Here is an 18,749-nt window from a genome sequence, read left to right as displayed (position 1 = left end):
GATATAAAAATTCCCATGAAGGTGGTATTTTGTTAATGAGTAATTTTGAACGTAATCTAGAAAAATATGCTGAAGTTACATTAAAAGTAGGCGTCAACATCCAAAAAGGTCAAAAACTTTTAATACGCTGCGGATTAACTGCTGCGGATTTTGTACGTTTATTAACGAAAAAAGCTTATGAATTAGGGGCAAAAGACGTCATTGTTGATTGGAAGGATAGCGAGATTACTCGTATTAAATATGACAACGCTCCTTTAGAATCATTTCAAGAATTTCCTGCTTGGGTTGCACAAGGTTACACGGAGCTTGTAGAAGAAGGAGCTGCTGTTCTCTCTATCTATTCAGATGATCCAGATTTATTAAAAGGGGTTGAAACTCCAAAGATTGCCGCAGCTCAAAAAGCTCAGGGTCAAGCATTAAGCAAATTCCGTGAATATATTCAATCAGACAAACCAAGCTGGAATATCATTGGTGTATCGTCAAAAGTATGGGCTGCAAAAGTCTTCCCAGACGTTCCAGAAGAAGAACAAGTTGAAAAACTTTGGGATGCATTTTTCAGTATTGCAAGAATAGATCAAGATGATCCTATCCAAGCATGGAAAGATCATAATAAAAAGCTGCATGACAAAGCAAACTTTTTAAATGAGAAAAAATATAAATTTTTGCATTACGATGCACCAGGTACAAAACTAACCATTGAATTACCTGAAAAACATATATGGTTAGGCGGAAGCTCACCGAATGAAAAAGGCATCGATTTTTTTGCTAACATTCCTACAGAAGAAGTATTCACGGCACCTTTGAAAACGGGTGTTAATGGTTATGTTTCCAGTACAAAACCATTAAGCTATGGCGGTAATTTAATTGACAATTTTAAAATCACTTTTGATAACGGAAAAATCATAGATTTTGAAGCAGAGCAAGGTTACGATACTTTAAAAACTTTAATTGAAACTGATGAAGGTTCACATTACTTAGGTGAAGTAGCGTTAGTTCCACATGATTCACCGATCTCAAATTCCAATCTCATTTTTTACAACACGTTATTTGATGAAAATGCTTCCAATCACCTTGCAATCGGAAGTGCTTATGCGTTCAGCTTTGAAGGTGGCAAAAAGATGACAAGAGACCAACTTGCAGAACTAGGTGCAAATAATAGTTTAGTACATCAAGACTTTATGGTTGGTTCCGCAGAAATGAACATTGATGGCGAAACAGCAGATGGAAAAAGAGAACCATTGTTCCGTAACGGGAATTGGGCTTTTTAATTATACTGAAATAGTAAAGCTCCCCCTACTATTTAAGTGGGGGGTTTATATATTTTATAAAGGTGGTATTTATAAATGACTCAATTTGAGCGTAATCTAGAAAAATATGTTGAAATTGCACTAAAAAATGGTGTCAATATTCAAAAAGGCCAAAAACTATTAATAAGATGTGATCTTGGAGATGCAGATTTTGTTCGTTTATTAACCAAAAAAGCTTATGAATTAGGAGCAAAGGATGTTATCGTAGACTGGCGAGATAGTCAAATGACCCGCATTAAATTTGATCTGGCACCCATTGAATCATTTCAAGACTTCCCTACTTGGAAAGCGGATGGTCACACTAAACTTGTAGAGGAAGGTACTGCGTTGTTATCCATAGTTTCAGAGGATCCTGATTTATTAAAAGGGGTTGATAGTAAAAAAATTGCTTCTTTTCAAAAAGCTGCAGGAAAAGCATATAAGAAATTTGGTGAGTATATACAAGCGGACAAAACAAGTTGGAATTTATTAGCCACTCCCTCAAAAGCGTGGGCAGCTAAAGTATTTCCAGATCTACCAGAAGACGAGCAGGTTGCAAAACTATGGGATGTCATTTTCAAAATTGCAAGAGTAGATGTAGATGATCCTATTCAAGCATGGAAAAAACATGATGAACAATTACATAACAAAGCTGACTTTTTAAATGAAAAAAAATATAAGTATTTACACTATGAAGCACCAGGTACAAAGCTAACGATAGAACTTCATGAAAAACATCTTTGGACAGGTGGAAGTTCGAAGAGTGAACAAGGAATCGAATTCTTTGCCAACATTCCTACAGAAGAAGTATTTACACTTCCTTTAAAAACAGGTGTGGATGGATATGTTTCTAGTACTAAACCCCTAAGTTATGGTGGTAATTTAATAGACAATTTTAAAATTACCTTTGAAAATGGAAAAATTGTAGACTTTGAAGCAGAATCAGGCTATGATACTTTAAAATCTTTGATTGAAACAGATGAAGGAGCACACTTTTTAGGTGAAATTGCGCTAGTTCCACATGATTCTCCTATCTCAAATTCCAATCTCATTTTTTACAACACGTTATTTGATGAAAATGCTTCTAATCACCTTGCAATCGGTAGAGCTTATGCATTTAATTTGGAAGGTGGCACAAAAATGACTAGAGAAGAACTGGACAAACTAGGAGCTAACGATAGTATAGTACACGAAGACTTTATGATTGGTTCTGCTGAAATGAACATTAATGGTGAAACAGCGGATGGAAAGAGAGAACCTCTCTTCCGTAACGGGAACTGGGCATTATAATAACATTTTGAGTATTGACACGATTCAAAACCAAGTTAACCATAGAATCTTCTAAATCACTTACAAAGTGAATTAGAGGGTTCTTTTTTAGTTAAATAGTTCAACTGAAGGAATATAAGATCATCTGTTAGAGAATCATGATAAAAATGAAATTTAATATGATACAATACTTTACATACTTACATAACAAAAATATAAAAAGGAAGTACATTACATGAACATATTACAATGGATCACAGCTTTAATGCCTGTCTTATCTGTGTTTATATTTTTAGTCATTTTGCGTATTCCTGCTGCAAGAGCAATGCCTATCAGTTTTTTGGTTACAGCCATATTTACCTATTTCTTTTGGGAGGTGTCCTTACAACATATCGTTGCTTCATCCTTTCAAGGTGTGATTATTGCTTTTTCAATATTATATATCGTGTTTGGAGCGATTCTACTTCTAAATACGTTAAAAAATAGCAGAGCCATGGACTCTATACGTGCAGGATTTATGAACATCAGCTCAGATGCCCGAGTTCAAATTATTATAGTAGCATGGTTGTTTGGTGCCTTCATTGAAGGTGCTGCTGGATTTGGTACACCTGCAGCGATCGGTGCACCTCTTTTAGTAGCGCTTGGATTTGCGCCTTTACCTGCTGTTGTTTTAACACTAGTTGCTGATAGCGCTCCAGTAACTTTCGGGGCAGTGGGCACTCCTATGTTAGTAGGAATCGGACAAGGATTACAAACAGAAGGTGCACTTGCACCTAATGTTAATGCTTATTTACAAAATGAACAGCTCACTGTAATGGAATATGTAGCAAACATTGCAGTGCAAGTAGCATGGATTGATTTATTTGTTGGTTCCTTTATTCCTTTATTATTAGTTATCATTTATACAAAATTTTTTGGAAAACATAAAAGTTGGAAAGATGGTTTAGCCATATGGAAATTTGCATTATTCGCTGGATTTAGTTTTTCCATATCATCATTGCTTGTTGCTATTCTGTTGGGACCAGAATTCCCATCCATTATGGGGGGGTTTATAGGTTTAATTTTAGTCATTCTTGCTGCAAAAAAACAGTTTTTATTACCTAAGATTCCATATGAACTTGAGCTTGAAAATTCAGAAGATAATGCTCGCCAACAAAATGAAACCATAAATCAACCTTCTTTATTCAAATCATGGGTTCCCTATTTGATTGTGCTTTTATTACTCGTCGTAACCAGAATTGAAATTCTTCCATTTAAGGATTGGTTAAAATCTTTTAAAATTACATGGGTAAATATTATAGGCACAGAAATTAGCACAGAACTTGAACCGTTATATTTACCAGGTACAATTTTTATCATTACTGTATTGATTTCCTTTATGATTTATCGTTTTACTAAAAAAGAAATCTTATCAACTATCAATACATCCTTAAAAACCATGGTCGGCAGTTTGATTGCACTGGGGACAGCTGTTCCCATGGTACGAATATTTATAAATTCAAGTATTAATGATTCTGGTTTGGAAAGCATGCCGATCGAGCTTGCTAACTCCGCTGCTGAAACACTTGGACAATCTTGGCCTCTATTTGCACCTTTTGTTGGAGCATTAGGTTCTTTTATTTCCGGGAGTGCAACATTTAGTAATATGATGTTCTCCTTGTTTCAGTTTAGTACCGCTGAACAAATTGGGTCTAACCCGGATATTATTGTATCCCTACAGGCACTTGGAGCTAATGGTGGAAATATGATCTGCATATTAAATGTGGTAGCTGCTGCTTCTGTAGTCAATTTGTACGGTAAAGAAGGGACAATCATTCGTTATACGTTACTACCAATGTTGTACTACTGCTTACTAAGTGGAATCATTGGATTTATAATATTGACAATATTTTAAGTTCACATTCTTCGCATCTACTTCACTAGCTCTGATTAGCTTAGCATCTTATAACAAAAACTCCTATCGGAGTTTTTATATGTCTTCTTTAGGGTTTAACTTTAAATTTAAGCTGTTTGATTATTTTTAACAAACATATAGAATGCAGCAGTGAAAATGACAATATAACCAACAACACTGAATACATCTGGCGTTTGACTAAAAATGATCATACTAATAATTGCCGAAAACACTACGTTCATATAAAAAAAGATAGAAATTTCATTTGCCGGTGCAAATTTATAAGCAAGTGTAATTCCAAACTGTCCAACAGTAGCAAACACCCCTGCTAGCAATAAATAGATTAGCTGCTGTATACTCATGGGTTCATAAAAAAGGATCAAAAAAGGAACCAAAATTATGGTTGAAAAAGATGAAAAATAAAAAACGATTGTATAAGATTTCTCCTTCTTTCCTAATACCCTTAAAGTTGTATATGCTCCCGCTGCAAAAATGGAGGATAATACCCCCATCATATATGGAAAAATATCTACAGAGAATTGCGGTTTAATGATAAACAACGTCCCAATAAAAGCAATGATAATTGCAATGATTTGGTAAGGTTTGGCCTTCTCCTTCAAAAAGATTGCACAAAATATGATCAATAAAAACGGACTTAGTTTATTTAACATGTCTGCATCAGAAAGAACAAGATGATCAATTGAATAAAAGAAAAATAAAATACCCAACGTTCCTAATACAGATCTTAATAATAAAATAGGTTGATTCTCACGTTTTCCAAATAAACTCTCCTTATAATAAACAACCATCCCAAAAGAAATGATGGCAGAAATAAGATTTCTAAAAAATGTCTTTTGAGTTGTAGGTAAATCACCTGAAAGTTTAACGAACATTGCCATTAACGAAAACCCAAGCGCTGCTAGTATTAATAAAATGATTCCTTTGTTTTTATCTGTCATCTAGTTGATACACCTTTCTCCAGTACAATGCATGTATTGTACCACAAATGTACCTAAACAAACGAATCACTAACTAAAATAGAAGTGTTACAATGATTTGTTAGAAAGCCATAAAAAATGCCGCTCCCATCATTTATAGGGAATCGGCTTTTTTAACTTCTTAAAACTTGGTTATTTTCTGCTTTTAAAACAATTCCATCATTTCAGACCAGTTGGCAATCGTTACAATCAAAGCAAATACAAATAATATAAAAGCAGGTAATGCTTTAGAAACGGGATCTTTCATTCTTACAATATGGGTTAGAACAGCAAAAAACATCGTAATTGCCAACAATAAGGCACCCAAACCGCTTAATGAATCCAACCATAAGCCAATGATGAGTGCTACTGCACCTATGGATTCAACAAAGCCTGTAAAAGGCAAAAACCAATTTGGGAAACTATAACGTCTAAAATCCTCCACCGTCGTCTTTGAACCAAATAACTTTGAAAATCCTGCTCCTAAAAAGGCAAGACCTAAAATGGCTTCCAAAATGACTACAAAAATATCCATTTACTCATCTCCTTTTCCTTGATCTAATACAAGACTATGCTTTACAACCGCATAGTAGATCAAAAAAGTGAGAATTATAAAGAAGCACCACACGAATACTCAATACATAAAAGTTGACTATAACTCGTATAATGTGAAAAAGAAAAAATAACTCAAGCTCCTTGAGCTTTTGTACAACTTAAATAGGTTAACAAGGATAGTTTCATATTTAAATTGGATAATTGGAGTGAATTTGATTGAAAAATAATAGAAATAGACGGTTCCTTGTTTTGGCCAATATTATCTTCTATATTCTTGTTCTTTTAGTGAATTACTTAGCAAATGCAATTCCTATCAACGGTAAAACAACAGGAGAAATTTCAGCTCAATATCCTATATTAATTACACCTGCCCCTTATGCTTTTGCTATTTGGGGATTAATATATACATTACTAGGTTGCTTCATCATTTATCAAGCATTACCAAAGACATCACAAAAACCCTCATTACAAAAAATAGGTTGGTGGTTTGTCCTTAGCTGTATATTCAATATAACGTGGATATTAGTTTGGCATTTTGAAAAAATTGGTTTATCGGTATTAGTCATGATTTGTTTATTAACTTCATTAATCATCATATATAGAAGAGTACGATTTACAGATGCATCCATCTCTATAGTTGAGAAAATATGTGTACAAATTCCATTCAGCATTTATTTAGGTTGGATTAGTATTGCTACTATCGTAAATATAAGTGTTTTTTTATATGATGTTGAATGGAGTGGTTGGGGAATCTCAGAAGTTGTATGGTCATTAATTATGCTCTTATTCGCTATTATTTTATGTATCATAGTGAGTTACCCATATAAGGATGTTGGATATGTTTTAGTCTATATATGGGCTTTTATTGCAATAGCGATAAAGCAAAATGACATTATAATAATAAAGATTGCAGCTTATTCCATGATTGTTCTGCTCCTTATATATATTTTTAAGTTAGTTTATAACAAGTCAAATCAACATTAAACTTACACTAAATTCAAAAAGTTAAACAATATTATATGATTACTTTTAAAACGATTTCCATTTTATAAATTAATAAGGTAAGCGCTTATCATGTATTTTATTAAATCTATTTTTCTAAATAAATAAAATAAATCAATTTTTTGTATTCTTTGTGAAATATACGCCAAATTAACTATATTTTTGGTATTTTATATTGTTGTATTATGATCCATTGCTATATGATAATAGAGTTGGATTAAGTATGTACAATATAATTATTGTAATTCATTCATTAATTATTTAATGTATTAAAGCATTTATTTTTAATTGATATATAGGGTTAAGCGCTTTCATTATCAAAATTTATGTAACGAAAGAATTGATACTTTTATGTTTTCCCAGTCTCATGGAGAACCATCAAATGACATTAAATACATGGTACAAAATCAGGAAAAACCTCTGCAGAACATCACTCAAAAATTAGATTACTTACATCAAGAAATTCATTTATTAAAAAATAACTTAAATGAACACTATTTTTGGGCACTAAAAATGTCAAAAAAAATACAGTTACTACTTCATCGTGCAGAAATGTTAAAAATTCAAACAAAAAAATAAAAATCCTTTACCTTGGAATAAGTCATTTGTTGTTTCCAAGATAAAGGAGATTCATGTATATTAAGATACTTTATTACTTAGATTAATTTTTGTTTATTTAACTTTAATTACAATTTTACCTTTCGCACGTTTAGACTCGCTTAACTCATGTGCATTGCGAATGCCTTGTTCTGATAAGCTGAATTGTTCTGCAATGATAGGTTTAATTTTATTTGCTTCTATGAGCTCTGCAATTTCTTGAAGTTGCTCTCCATCTGGTTGCATAAAGATAAAACTTGCTTTTATGTTTTTCTCCTTTCCAAGATTTTCAGCAGGTTGTTGATTAAGTGCAACTAATGTTCCACCATCTTTTAATACTTTAATACTCTTTTCCTGTATGTCCCCACCTAATGTATCGAGGACAATATCATATTCAGATAATACCTCAGAAAAATCTGTTGTCTTATAGTTGATTACTTCATCAGCTCCAAGCTGCTTCACAAATTGAACATTTTTTTCACTTGTTGTAGTTGCTACATAGGCACCTTTACTTTTTGCAAATTGAATAGCAAAAGTACCAACTCCCCCTGCCCCTGCATGAATTAAAACTTTGTCTCCTTGTTTTAATTGAGCTTTATCAATGAAACTTTGATATGTTGTGATACCTACCAAAGGAATAGACGCGGCCTCTTCAAATGAAAGATTTGCTGGTTTCTTCGCTACAAAGTTTTCATCCACTGCTACATACTCTGCATAAGTTCCATTTCTTGCGATATCTGGGCGACTGAATACTTCATCCCCTACTTTAAATTTAGAAACAGAAGCACCAACTTCTTTCACAACACCTGCAACATCTAAGCCAAGAGTGACTGGAAATTGATGTGGAATGTTTTCTTGAAAGTATCCTTCTCTAATGTAGATATCAACTGGATTTACGGCAGATGCATGGACTTCAATTAACACATCCTTATTATTTAACTTTGGAACTGATACCTCCTTCTCTTGTAATTGATCTCTACCCCCGTATTGATTTATAACGACTGCTTTCATTTCTTATTTCCTCCAATTTATTTTTTAATTTATTATTTTCAGTATTATCTCGACACACTTTTAAACCAATTAATCTGTATTTCCTAATAGCTTCTTTTCCCAATTTAACCATGGTGTATCTCTTTTGGCATTTATTTGTTGTTGTATTCCTTTACCAATTGGATAACGAAGTGAAGGATCATTCAATTTTATGATCGAAGATATTTTTTGAGCAACTTCTTCAGGATTCCCAAGACTCATATTTGAAAAGTTCTCAATTTGTTTTTTTTTGACTGTTAAATATGGAGAATCCTCACCTGTATCCATATCAAGCATATTGTTGACAATACCAGTATCATATGGTCCTGGTTCTACCAATATTACATCTATATCAAATGGTTTTAATTCTAAACGCAAGGATTCAGAAAATCCTTCTACAGCATATTTTGATGTGACATAAGCCGCCATAGATGGGAAAGCCATTACTCCTGCAATACTGCTGATGTTTATGATTTTTCCACCTTTTTGTTTTCTCATAAAAGGAATTACTGCTTGAGTTACTGCAATTAATCCAAATACATTTGTTTCGAATTGATCTCTGTACCTACTCATTGGAACTTCCTCAGCAAATCCTGCTACATATCTTCCTGCATTATTAATTAACACATCTATACTTTCATAGCTATGCAACTTCTCTTTGAAAGACTGAATAGATAACTCATCTGTAACATCTAATTGTTCAAATTTCACTAAATGACTAAGATTGAGTACTTCTAATTCTTTTTTTAGTTTATTCCCCTTCTCTAAATCCCGTATCGCGGCAATAACTTGAAATTCCTCCTTGGCAAGATCAATCACTGTAGCAGAACCAATTCCACCTGATGCTCCTGTGACAATTGCTGTTCTCAATTTCATATTGTCATTCATCTCCCTATTCAAATCATCATTCAATATGTTATGTTCAGATTTTGTTACATATGATATTCAAACTCTTTAATGGTGTAATCAGAACCTATAAACTTTTCTGAATCAAATGATGTGAATTCTATTCCATTTTTTGCTTTCACAGGTAAATCTGGATTTGACAATGCAAGTTTGCCTATGGCAATAAAATCAGCATCCTTGTTTTGAACCATTTCAGATGCTTTATCTAATTCGTGTAAATTTCCATTTGCAATCACTGTTACCTGACCATATTTTTTAGCTGCTGCTGCAAGAGATTGAGAATTTTCTCTAAAAGCAGGTTTCCATCCCTCATATTGAAATGTATGAATATAGTCTACTCCTGCTTCCTTCATACTTGAGAAAATCACTTCAGCATCTCCATCTTCCCATTCATGTGTAAAACCATCAATATGATTGTTTTGAGTTAAACGTATTCCTACTGTGAAATTTTCTCCTAGAGCTTCACGTATTGCTTCAATAATTTCAACTAAATACCTCACTCTATTTTGTACAGAACCACCATATTGATCTTGACGCTTATTTGTATACTTTAATAAAAATTCATCTAATAAATATCCGTTAGCACCATGGAGTTCAACCCCATCAAATCCTGCATCTTTAGCATTTAAAGCGGCCTTTACAAAGTTTTCTTTAATTTTTATTAAATCTTCGACGGTTGCTGTTTTAGGCACTTTCTTCCAAGCCATCTCTCCTTCTAAAAGTACGGATGATGGTGCAATGGATTGTTCCGTAAAACGATTACCAATCGCTTGAGCTCCCGCATGCATTAATTGAACTATGATTTTTGAACCTTCTTTGTGAACAGCATCCACAACTTTTCTCCACCCGTCTATTTGCTCTTGATTAATGATCCCAGGTTGATTAAAATACCCTTGACTGTGTTGATCATCAGTATATGTTCCCTCAGTAATGATAAGCCCAAATTGCCCTTTTGCAAATCTTTCATAATACTTTGCATTTTTTTCTGTAACAACCCCTTCATATGTAGCACTTGTGCGGGTTAATGGAGCTAATGTAAATTTGTTTTTCATTTGTAATTTACCAATAAACGATGGGTCAAATAATACTGACAAATAAATCCCTCCTAAAAAATAAATTAAAATTTAAATATAAAGTGAAACAGATATATGTTTGATTTTAAAATGTTTAAATATTTTTAGTATAAGACAAGTACTGTAATATTTTATATTACATTTAGTATAAAAATATATGGACTGTCTTTGTTACCATAAGCACATTTTCTCAACCCCTAACTATTTAAAAACTGTATTAATTTTTATTACAATTAGTCCAAAAAAATATTAATTAGTTTATTTACTGTAATTTTAATTAATACAGTTAAAATTGTCAACACTTTAATTTATTTTTTTATTTAATATATTTTCACTTAAGATTTGTCAAAACCCAACAAAATCCACTTAAAGTGCCCCTTACATCATTTTTCTCACTTCTCATTTTTGCTAAAATACTTTTCTGTATACTACTTGTGAAAAAAATCACAGACATTAGGTTTTATTAGTTTTATACTTTATTTGAAGGAATAGTTAAAACCATAAAAGTGATGAAGCTCCCTAAAATTCACCCCAAAAGCATGATTTCACGATATCTAAGAACAAAATGAATAAAATATTCATCACTTTTATGGAATACAAAGATAAATAAGATTTAAATTTTAAAGGAGAGAGCTGTCATGAAAACAAAAAATCGTTGGCTCATTGCATTATCCGCTGTTGCAATTCACCTCTCTATTGGTTCAGTGTATGCTTACAGCGTTTATAAAAATCCTCTAGCAGAACAACTTGGATGGAGCAGTACTCAAACTGCACTCGCATTTACAATTGCTATCTTTTGTTTAGGAACGTCTGCTGCTTTTTTTGGTAGACTAGTTGAAAAAAAAGGTCCTCGTTTTTCAGCAACAGTTGCAGCTGTTTTATTTGCTACAGGTCTAATTGGAACAGGGATAGCTGTTCATTTTGAATCACTAATAGGTTACTATGTATCTTATGGGTTGATCAGTGGTATGGGACTAGGTATTGGTTATATATCGCCTGTTTCTACTTTAGTCAAATGGTTTCCAGATCGTCGCGGGTTAGCAACTGGGATGGCCGTGTTGGGCTTTGGTGCAGGTGCATTAATCTGTAGTCCTATTGCCAATTATCTTATAGAAAATGTAGGTCTTTCACAAACGTTTTACATTTTAGGTATCGCATACTTTATCCTCATGTTGTCAGGAGCCTCATATATCGCTAAACCTGAGGAAGGCTGGATGCCTGCAGGAATGAAGAAAAAAACAGAGAAAGGAACGATGCGACTAAAAGAAGATTTAGCACAGCTTACTGCAAATGAAGCCGTTAAGACAAAAAGATTCTGGATGTTATGGGTCATGATGTTTGTGAATATTTCATCTGGTATTATGCTGATCTCTGTCGCTTCACCCATGGCTCAAGAAAAAGTAGGGATGACAGCTGTTGCAGCAGCAAGTATGGTAGGTCTAATGGGATTTTTTAATGGTGGGGGTCGCATCGGCTGGGCTTCTGCATCTGATTATTTAGGTAGAACAAATGTATTTACTGCATTTTTCACCATCCAGCTTATTGCATTCTTATTGTTGCCATCTGTTTCTAATCAGATCCTGTTTATGATACTCATCTTTACGATCCTGACGATTTATGGTGGAGGATTTGCTTCCTTACCAGCATTTATTGGGGATATGTTTGGTACAAAACAACTAGGAGCCATACATGGTTATTTGTTAACCTCTTGGTCAATGGCAGGAGTTTTCGGACCAATGCTTGTGGCTTATATAAGAGATACTACAAACAGTTATAATGCCACTTTTTATGTATTTGCCGTTTTTTTAACCATAGCACTGATCACTTCTATTTACATTCGTAAGGATATTCAAAAAGTAAGAAATGCTAGCCAGCTTTCTTTACAGCAAAACAAGAAGTTACAACAAAGAATTGCTCATGAAGTATAATCTCTTTCCCTATACCGCTTATGATCTGTCATAAGCGGGTTTTTTATGCTTATTCTTTGTACCCTTATTTCCTCATTTTAAATAAATCAAATAATAAATCCTTTTGATAAATGATATCAGCAAGAGCATCTTCATTATGATGTTTCCCACAATAACAAGCTATGCTCTTTAATTTGTCATGACCATTATCTACTGTTATACCTATATCCGAGGCTGTCAACAATGCCATATCATTTAAATGATCTCCAAACCCAACGGTATATACTTTATGTAAATTCAAATGTTTTTTTAGTTTTCTTAACCCATTCCCTTTGTTTACATTCTTAGCTAATATCTCTAGAAACTGTGGTTCAGAACGTACCCAATCTACTCCCGTAGCATTTTGTATCAAAAAAGTCTCTACTTGATTTAAACATGAAGGTTCCCAGACCAACATTACTTTTTGCAAAGATCCTTGAATTTGTTCAAGTGATTTAGTCTTTCTTACAAAATTTTCTTTTATACAATGACTATCTGTGTAGTCGTTATGTGTAATAAAGCTCACATTCTCATTGTTATAAACTTCTACTCCAATACCAGGGAAAGAACGGACTATTTTATCCAATAATAATATAAAATCATCTGGTAAAACTTGATTCCATATACATTTTTGACTTTGAAAATCGTAAAGAGCTCCACCGTTATATAAAACACCCGGCACATTAATGGGCAAATCATCTAAGTAGGGGATCACAGATTTTTCCATCCTACCTGTAGCAACAGTAAACAACCCCCCTTCATTTACGAAATATTCTAATGCTTGTTTATTATTCATACTTACTTTGTTATCTGAATTTAAAAGTGTTCCGTCCATATCTGTAACCAATAAAATGTTATTAAAATAAATTCCCATTCACATCTCCCTAGTAGATATTTTTGTAATTATAAGTAATCTTAATTACTTGTTTAGATATTAATTTTAGATATATCATCTTAATAAGTATAATAATTTTTAAAATATATGAATTCAAGAGTTTTTCTTTATTTTAGTCTGCATTCCAGTGGAGAAAAAGCACATTGAATGATAAGATTATAATACCTAATATGATGGTTCTTATGGGGGTGAAGGTTATGAAAATATGTCTTTGTGTGAAGGACGAGCTTGAACGAAATGGAATGAAGTGGCTTCTTTCCTCCCACCACATTCCTTATAAACACCTCATTGAAGCAACAGATAGTCAGCACTGTTTTATACTATTATCTCAGCATAAAGTGGATTTACTTATTTTTGAGCTGGATCTATTTTCATCTGAAGAATTAGCTAAATTAAGACCCTTATTAATACAAAATCATACACAAACGGTCATTCATACAATACACAAAACATTTGATGCAGCACATGAGTCACTTTTATGTAAAGCAGAGGCTTTATTTGTTAAACCATATGATACACAAACTTGGATCAAAACCATTCGCCAAATGGTTAAAAACTTTACAGCATCAGGTGCTATAAATAATAGTACAATTCCTCAGCATTACTTGGCTTATGATTTATTATTTCTAGAAAATCCAGATAATGAGCATGTAGAGGACATACCAAGGTTACTTGCTGTCATTGAATTAGATCAAAATAATGAAATAGAAATGAGCATTAACCATTTACTATCTTTCGTTAAACAAGAATTAAGCGAATATCAAGTGTTGGTCATTCCAGTAGAAAATCATCTGGTTCTTTTTTTTAACGAAACGATGTTAATAGGAACATCAAATCCGATCATTACATTAGAACAGATCCTAATCCGACTTTGTTATCAGGCTAAAGAACATGATTTCTCTATATCAGCAGGTATAGGAAATCCAAAAAAAAATACGCTGCGTATAAAACAAGCGTATCATGACGCCAAGAATAGCCTAAATAGAAGATTTTATTTTGGAGGAAATCAAGTCTTTAGTCCAATGCAACCTTACGCTCATATACAAATTGACTCCTTTTTATCCCCAAAAGATAGCAAAAAACTAGTAGAAGTATTAGAAGGTTGTAACCACGAAGAAATCAAAAAATGGTTGTATGATCAATTTACTGGATTTCCTGATGAAAGTGGCCTATATCCTAATCCTGAAACCATGCGAATTCGCCTAACTAGTGTGTTAGCCCACATTCATCGATTCATGAGCAAACAAAATATTGTAAAAACATTAGAACATAATTATCAGAATTTATTCAAGATCATTTTATTTGGAGAGGTCTTATTTGAAATCACACAAAAAATGTTAAATTTTTGTTACGAGCTCTTTAATATCATTCAACGCGAACAACGTCCCGTTTATTCCCTTATTGTGAATCAATTGCAATTATTTATAGAGGAAAACTATGCAAAACCTCTTACTTTATCTGATGCAGCAAAACATGTAAACCGTAACAGCTATTATATCAGTCATTTATTTAAGCAAGAAACAGGTATATCTTTCATAGAGTATTTACAAAAAAAACGTATTCAAGTAGCCAAAAGACTACTTGCAAACTCTGATCTAAATTTAAGTGATATTTCAGTAAAGGTTGGATTCTCAGACGCCAACTATTTTAGTAGAGTTTTTAAAAAAGTAACGGGAGATTCTCCTCGAGCTTGGATAGCTAAAAGGAATGAGTGAAAGAAACCCCATCTCGTAATAAGGAGGTATATTTTTATACCTGGATGTCCATCTTTTTATTATGATTAACTATAATCTCTTCAAGATCATCCACCGTTTCTACCCACATCACTTCCATTCCTTTAGGTACATCATCTGTAACATTTCCTAAAGGAGCTATGATTGTTGTCATTGCCAATCGATCTGCCGCTTTTAATTTCATCTCAAAGTAAGAAGTCTCCCTAATTGTCCCCATCAAATCCACATCTCCACAAACAGCAAAATTCACTGGTAAAGATATATAATGCTTAATAGAAAAAACATTTACAAGAATTGCAAGAAGTACTTCCTTAGTGGATTGTTTCTGATTTGTCCAGATTTTATGACCCTCTACATCAATCTGACTTTCCCCATCGATCTGAATATAATATTTACCGTAAAGCCCCATCTGATATAATAAAGCCTCTAAGTTTATTCGGTCTCCATTTGTTAAACACTCCGGGGCTTTAATTTCTACTATATCTGAGAGTTGAACAGTTACTGAAACATTTAAAACTTGTGCTATCCCTTTATCATAGATTAATGTTTGAACCATTCCCACTTGTGAATAAGGTGTTGATAATCTACTTTTATCCACCTCAAACAATATTTGCTCTTCTAATGTCTTTACTTTCAATAGTGCTTGCTGAACATGCTTCTTATCCACAAGTCTATCTTCAGACTGCACAGCAATATCCCCAGCTGCACGAATCAATCCACCTAAATCACGAAAACTTGTTGTTAACTGATTCGAACGTGGTGACATTTCCTTAGCTCGTCCAATGATCACTTTAACAGCTTCCCTTGTAAAGTGAGGGATTTTACCATCTTTCCTTATTTCTTGTGAAACAAACTGAGCTAGTTTATATCGATTGTATTCCGTATCCTCCATGGTTGTCTTTGTGTATATCTCATAGCCATAACCGTGAATTCTAGATCTTAATGCTGGATGAATTTTATCCACATCTGGAACATTACCAGCCAACACCATAATAAAATCTGTTGATACCGCTTCTGTTCGTATCATACTCCCACTGGAACCAGGTGAACGTCCTGTAATGGGTAGTTTTTTCTCTTGAAAAGCAGTAAGTAAAAATTGCTGTGACTCTAAGGACAGTGTGGATACTTCATCGATATATAACACCCCTTGATGTGCTTGATGAATGGCACCCGGCTCAACTAACTGATGCGGCATAGCTTCCAAGCCCCCAGATTGATAAGGGTCATGACGAATATCACCCAAAAGCGCTCCTGCATGTAGTCCAGTTGCATCTATGAAAGGAGCTCGCTTTGTATTAGTATGATTAACTAAAATTTTAGGAATTTGCACTGTAGGATTTGTTTTCATTTTTTTAGAAACCCAATATAATAACCCTATTACAACAATTCCAATCAAAAGGAATATAGGTTCATCCTTTGTAAAATAGTAAAAAAACGCAACAAATAAAACAGCCACATAAACAAAACCCATCATCCAACGAAAAGTGATAAGACTCCCTCGAGCTTCATTTTCAAACTGTTGAATATATGCTTCTGCCTTCCCAGCAGGTTGGGTTTTGATCTTTGGGACATTTCTTTCACTGCCACTACTTTCCACAATAACATCCTCTAAATTTGAGACCGGTAATAGTTCAGTAATCGCTTGCCCTAACATACTTTTTCCAGTTCCAGGCTCTCCTATTAATAGTACTGAACGTTTCTGACGAGCTGCAATTTTAATTGTTTCTACAGCATGATCTTGTCCTACTACTTGATCTATTAGTCGTGAGGGTATAGGGATCTCTTCTGTTGTTTCATAGCCTAATATGGGTTCTTGTGTAACATCCCCCTGATCTATAAGAGGGACGATATATTTTTCTACAATCACCTTTACTTTGGATGAGGTTTCATTTTTTACAAGTTCTATGATGGGGAGAAGGTTGATCTCTTCTTTATGTTTATCTAAAAAATGAACCAGTGTCATCGATGCCGTTTGACGAACATGTTCAGAGTTGTGAGAGAAAGCAGTCTCCCACTTTTGCCAAACTTCTTTTATATTCGATTCACCTGCATATGTAATCCCCTTTGCTGTCCCTTCTCTAACGTAGAGCTTCTCATCGCTAGCTAACCTAAACCAAATCTCCATCACTTGCTCGGGCTTTTCAGTAAAAAACCTTCCTAGCTCCCTACCTGACAAATAACGAAGAACCCATCGAGAATCCTTACTAAACCCGATCAACATGGCAAAAAGTTTATCAGGTTGTTTCTTATAACATTTTAAAAGTAAAGAAATCGTTTGTTCCAATGCTACGACTTGATGTTTCGCAGCTAATCGATGCATCACAACAGCAAATAGATTTACTAAAACATTTTTCAATAAAAAGACCACCTTAGTGACATGGAATAAACATTAGACCATGCCTTAAATCATGAAGCGCATCATGTACGGGTGCATAACTGGAAAATAAAGCGGTATAAATAACGATCCCCGCTAAAAGTGCAACAACAGTTAGCTGAATGGGGAGTGAAAGAAACATTGATTTGAATTTATTTTTAAAGCTATTTTTGTTTTGATATTCATATTTATATTCCATGGTTAGCTCCTCCTTTTGTCGCATACCTCGACCTTAATTTTATGACACCCACACCTAATAACATACCTATCACAATCATCATCACTAAAAAGAATATCGTTTTTATTTTAATAAACATCGGTGGATCAAAACCTAGTACTTCAACTAATTCCGTTTTTTCCATAATGACTTCTTCCGTAACAGGATTTAGGAGTGAAAATGTGACATCGTGTTCAGCTCCATCAAAAAACTGTGCAGCAAATTGATAGCTTCCATCTTCAGATGTATTTTTCATAGTAATAATTTGTGCATCATCTTCTAAGCGAATGGCATGAAACCTAATTTCAAAAGGTCCATTCTCTGTTGTTTCCAACTTCCCTTCAAATGAGTAAAGTTTCCCTACTTCCGCATGATGATCTATCGAACGACCATGATCATTATTATCGTGAGCCATAACAGTAGCAGATAACATGAATAGAAAAATAAATCCCAACGTCAATAACAGACTACGATATCGCATGAGTTCTCCCCCTCTTTGCTGTTAAAATAAGACCGACCAAAAAGCCAAATAAAAAAAGAACACCTACAAAAACAATCGCATTTTGTATCTCATCTGGATTTTCTGGAATATGAATGTTCAATAAATGAGTGCCCGCTACAATACCGTTTTCATTTAAAACTTCTACAGTCATTTCATAATTACCACGGATTGGGAACATATAATCAAACTCTGCCTTACCATTTTCCACCAAAATGGTAGATTCAATTAACTCAGTACCCTCAACAATTGGAAAATCAGTAGGAGAGAAAAATTTCCGCTCTGGACTATTCAACAAAATGTTAGCAGAACCATTCTCAATCTCTGTAAATGTAAGTTCAACCTTTGCTGTGTCTAAATCCGGCCTTGTTTGTCCACCTTTCTCATTGTTCACTTTGATCTTTACAGCTTCCTCACCCATGGTCAAGGTCGTTGGCATAAGCATTAGAAATGTTAGTAACACACCTATGCTAAGTAAAAACTTTTTTTGCATCTTG

General features: G+C 33.8%; 17 protein-coding genes. 7 read left to right on the top strand and 10 right to left on the bottom strand.

Going from position 1 to position 18,749, the window contains the following annotated elements:
• Positions 1–35: 35 nt before the first annotated feature.
• The 3 genes from ERL59_RS10130 (at position 36) to ERL59_RS10120 (ending at position 4,449) form a co-directional block, all read left to right on the top strand.
• On the top strand, positions 36–1,268 hold the full coding sequence (locus ERL59_RS10130) for an aminopeptidase (RefSeq protein WP_160646091.1): 1,233 nt from the start codon (positions 36–38) through the stop codon (positions 1,266–1,268).
• A gap of 75 nt (positions 1,269–1,343) precedes the next feature.
• Positions 1,344–2,576, top strand: a complete 1,233-nt coding sequence (locus ERL59_RS10125; RefSeq protein WP_160646090.1) for an aminopeptidase — start codon at positions 1,344–1,346, stop codon at positions 2,574–2,576.
• 214 nt (positions 2,577–2,790) lie between these two features.
• Positions 2,791–4,449: an L-lactate permease gene (locus tag ERL59_RS10120; protein ID WP_160646089.1), complete on the top strand. Its 1,659-nt coding sequence runs from the start codon at positions 2,791–2,793 to the stop codon at positions 4,447–4,449.
• Positions 4,450–4,556: 107 nt separating this feature from the next.
• Here ERL59_RS10120 and ERL59_RS10115 read toward each other — a convergent pair whose 3' ends face one another.
• Complete coding sequence (locus ERL59_RS10115) at positions 4,557–5,408, bottom strand: DMT family transporter (protein WP_160646088.1); 852 nt, start codon at positions 5,406–5,408, stop codon at positions 4,557–4,559.
• Positions 5,409–5,592: 184 nt separating this feature from the next.
• Positions 5,593–5,961, bottom strand: a complete 369-nt coding sequence (locus ERL59_RS10110) for a DoxX family protein (protein ID WP_160646087.1) — start codon at positions 5,959–5,961, stop codon at positions 5,593–5,595.
• Positions 5,962–6,197: 236 nt separating this feature from the next.
• On the opposite strand from ERL59_RS10110, the gene ERL59_RS10105 reads away from it, so the two are divergent.
• Complete coding sequence (locus tag ERL59_RS10105) at positions 6,198–6,965, top strand: TspO/MBR family protein (protein WP_160646086.1); 768 nt, start codon at positions 6,198–6,200, stop codon at positions 6,963–6,965.
• Between the two features lie 414 nt (positions 6,966–7,379).
• Complete coding sequence (locus ERL59_RS10100) at positions 7,380–7,562, top strand: hypothetical protein (protein ID WP_160646085.1); 183 nt, start codon at positions 7,380–7,382, stop codon at positions 7,560–7,562.
• Between the two features lie 93 nt (positions 7,563–7,655).
• Here ERL59_RS10100 and ERL59_RS10095 read toward each other — a convergent pair whose 3' ends face one another.
• The 3 genes from ERL59_RS10095 to ERL59_RS10085 form a co-directional block, all read right to left on the bottom strand.
• Positions 7,656–8,591 (bottom strand): NADP-dependent oxidoreductase, encoded by a 936-nt coding sequence (locus ERL59_RS10095; protein ID WP_160646084.1) that lies wholly within the window; start codon positions 8,589–8,591, stop codon positions 7,656–7,658.
• A 69-nt stretch (positions 8,592–8,660) separates the two neighbouring features.
• Positions 8,661–9,485 (bottom strand): SDR family oxidoreductase, encoded by an 825-nt coding sequence (locus ERL59_RS10090; RefSeq protein WP_210767455.1) that lies wholly within the window; start codon positions 9,483–9,485, stop codon positions 8,661–8,663.
• Positions 9,486–9,541: 56 nt separating this feature from the next.
• Positions 9,542–10,609: an NADH:flavin oxidoreductase gene (locus ERL59_RS10085; RefSeq protein WP_235929850.1), complete on the bottom strand. Its 1,068-nt coding sequence runs from the start codon at positions 10,607–10,609 to the stop codon at positions 9,542–9,544.
• Between the two features lie 617 nt (positions 10,610–11,226).
• On the opposite strand from ERL59_RS10085, the gene ERL59_RS10080 reads away from it, so the two are divergent.
• A complete protein-coding gene (locus tag ERL59_RS10080) occupies positions 11,227–12,516 on the top strand; it encodes an L-lactate MFS transporter (RefSeq protein ID WP_160646082.1) in 1,290 nt (429 codons plus the stop codon).
• A gap of 64 nt (positions 12,517–12,580) precedes the next feature.
• On the opposite strand, the gene ERL59_RS10075 is transcribed toward ERL59_RS10080, so the two are convergent.
• Complete coding sequence (locus ERL59_RS10075) at positions 12,581–13,408, bottom strand: Cof-type HAD-IIB family hydrolase (protein WP_160646081.1); 828 nt, start codon at positions 13,406–13,408, stop codon at positions 12,581–12,583.
• 218 nt (positions 13,409–13,626) lie between these two features.
• On the opposite strand from ERL59_RS10075, the gene ERL59_RS10070 reads away from it, so the two are divergent.
• Positions 13,627–15,144 carry a helix-turn-helix domain-containing protein gene (locus ERL59_RS10070; protein WP_160646080.1) on the top strand — a complete coding sequence of 506 codons (1,518 nt, stop codon included), beginning with the start codon at positions 13,627–13,629 and terminating at the stop codon, positions 15,142–15,144.
• Between the two features lie 34 nt (positions 15,145–15,178).
• On the opposite strand, the gene lonB is transcribed toward ERL59_RS10070, so the two are convergent.
• From lonB to ERL59_RS10050, 4 genes are read right to left on the bottom strand one after another with little or no spacing between them, the layout of a single operon-like run.
• Complete coding sequence (gene lonB / locus ERL59_RS10065; protein ID WP_160646079.1) at positions 15,179–17,518, bottom strand: ATP-dependent protease LonB; 2,340 nt, start codon at positions 17,516–17,518, stop codon at positions 15,179–15,181.
• Between the two features lie 13 nt (positions 17,519–17,531).
• Entirely contained in the window at positions 17,532–17,735 is a 204-nt protein-coding gene (locus ERL59_RS10060) for a CbtB domain-containing protein (protein ID WP_160646078.1), read from the bottom strand.
• A complete protein-coding gene (locus ERL59_RS10055; RefSeq protein WP_160646077.1) occupies positions 17,725–18,234 on the bottom strand; it encodes a hypothetical protein in 510 nt (169 codons plus the stop codon). The genes ERL59_RS10060 and ERL59_RS10055 overlap by 11 nt, the downstream gene beginning before the upstream one ends.
• Positions 18,221–18,745, bottom strand: a complete 525-nt coding sequence (locus ERL59_RS10050; RefSeq protein WP_160646076.1) for a hypothetical protein — start codon at positions 18,743–18,745, stop codon at positions 18,221–18,223. The genes ERL59_RS10055 and ERL59_RS10050 overlap by 14 nt, the downstream gene beginning before the upstream one ends.
• Positions 18,746–18,749 lie beyond the last annotated feature (4 nt).

The organism is Chengkuizengella marina, assembly GCF_009910845.1.
In the GTDB taxonomy this organism is placed as follows: domain Bacteria; phylum Bacillota; class Bacilli; order Paenibacillales; family KCTC-33759; genus Chengkuizengella; species Chengkuizengella marina.
This window is presented reverse-complemented; position numbering and strand designations above follow the sequence as displayed.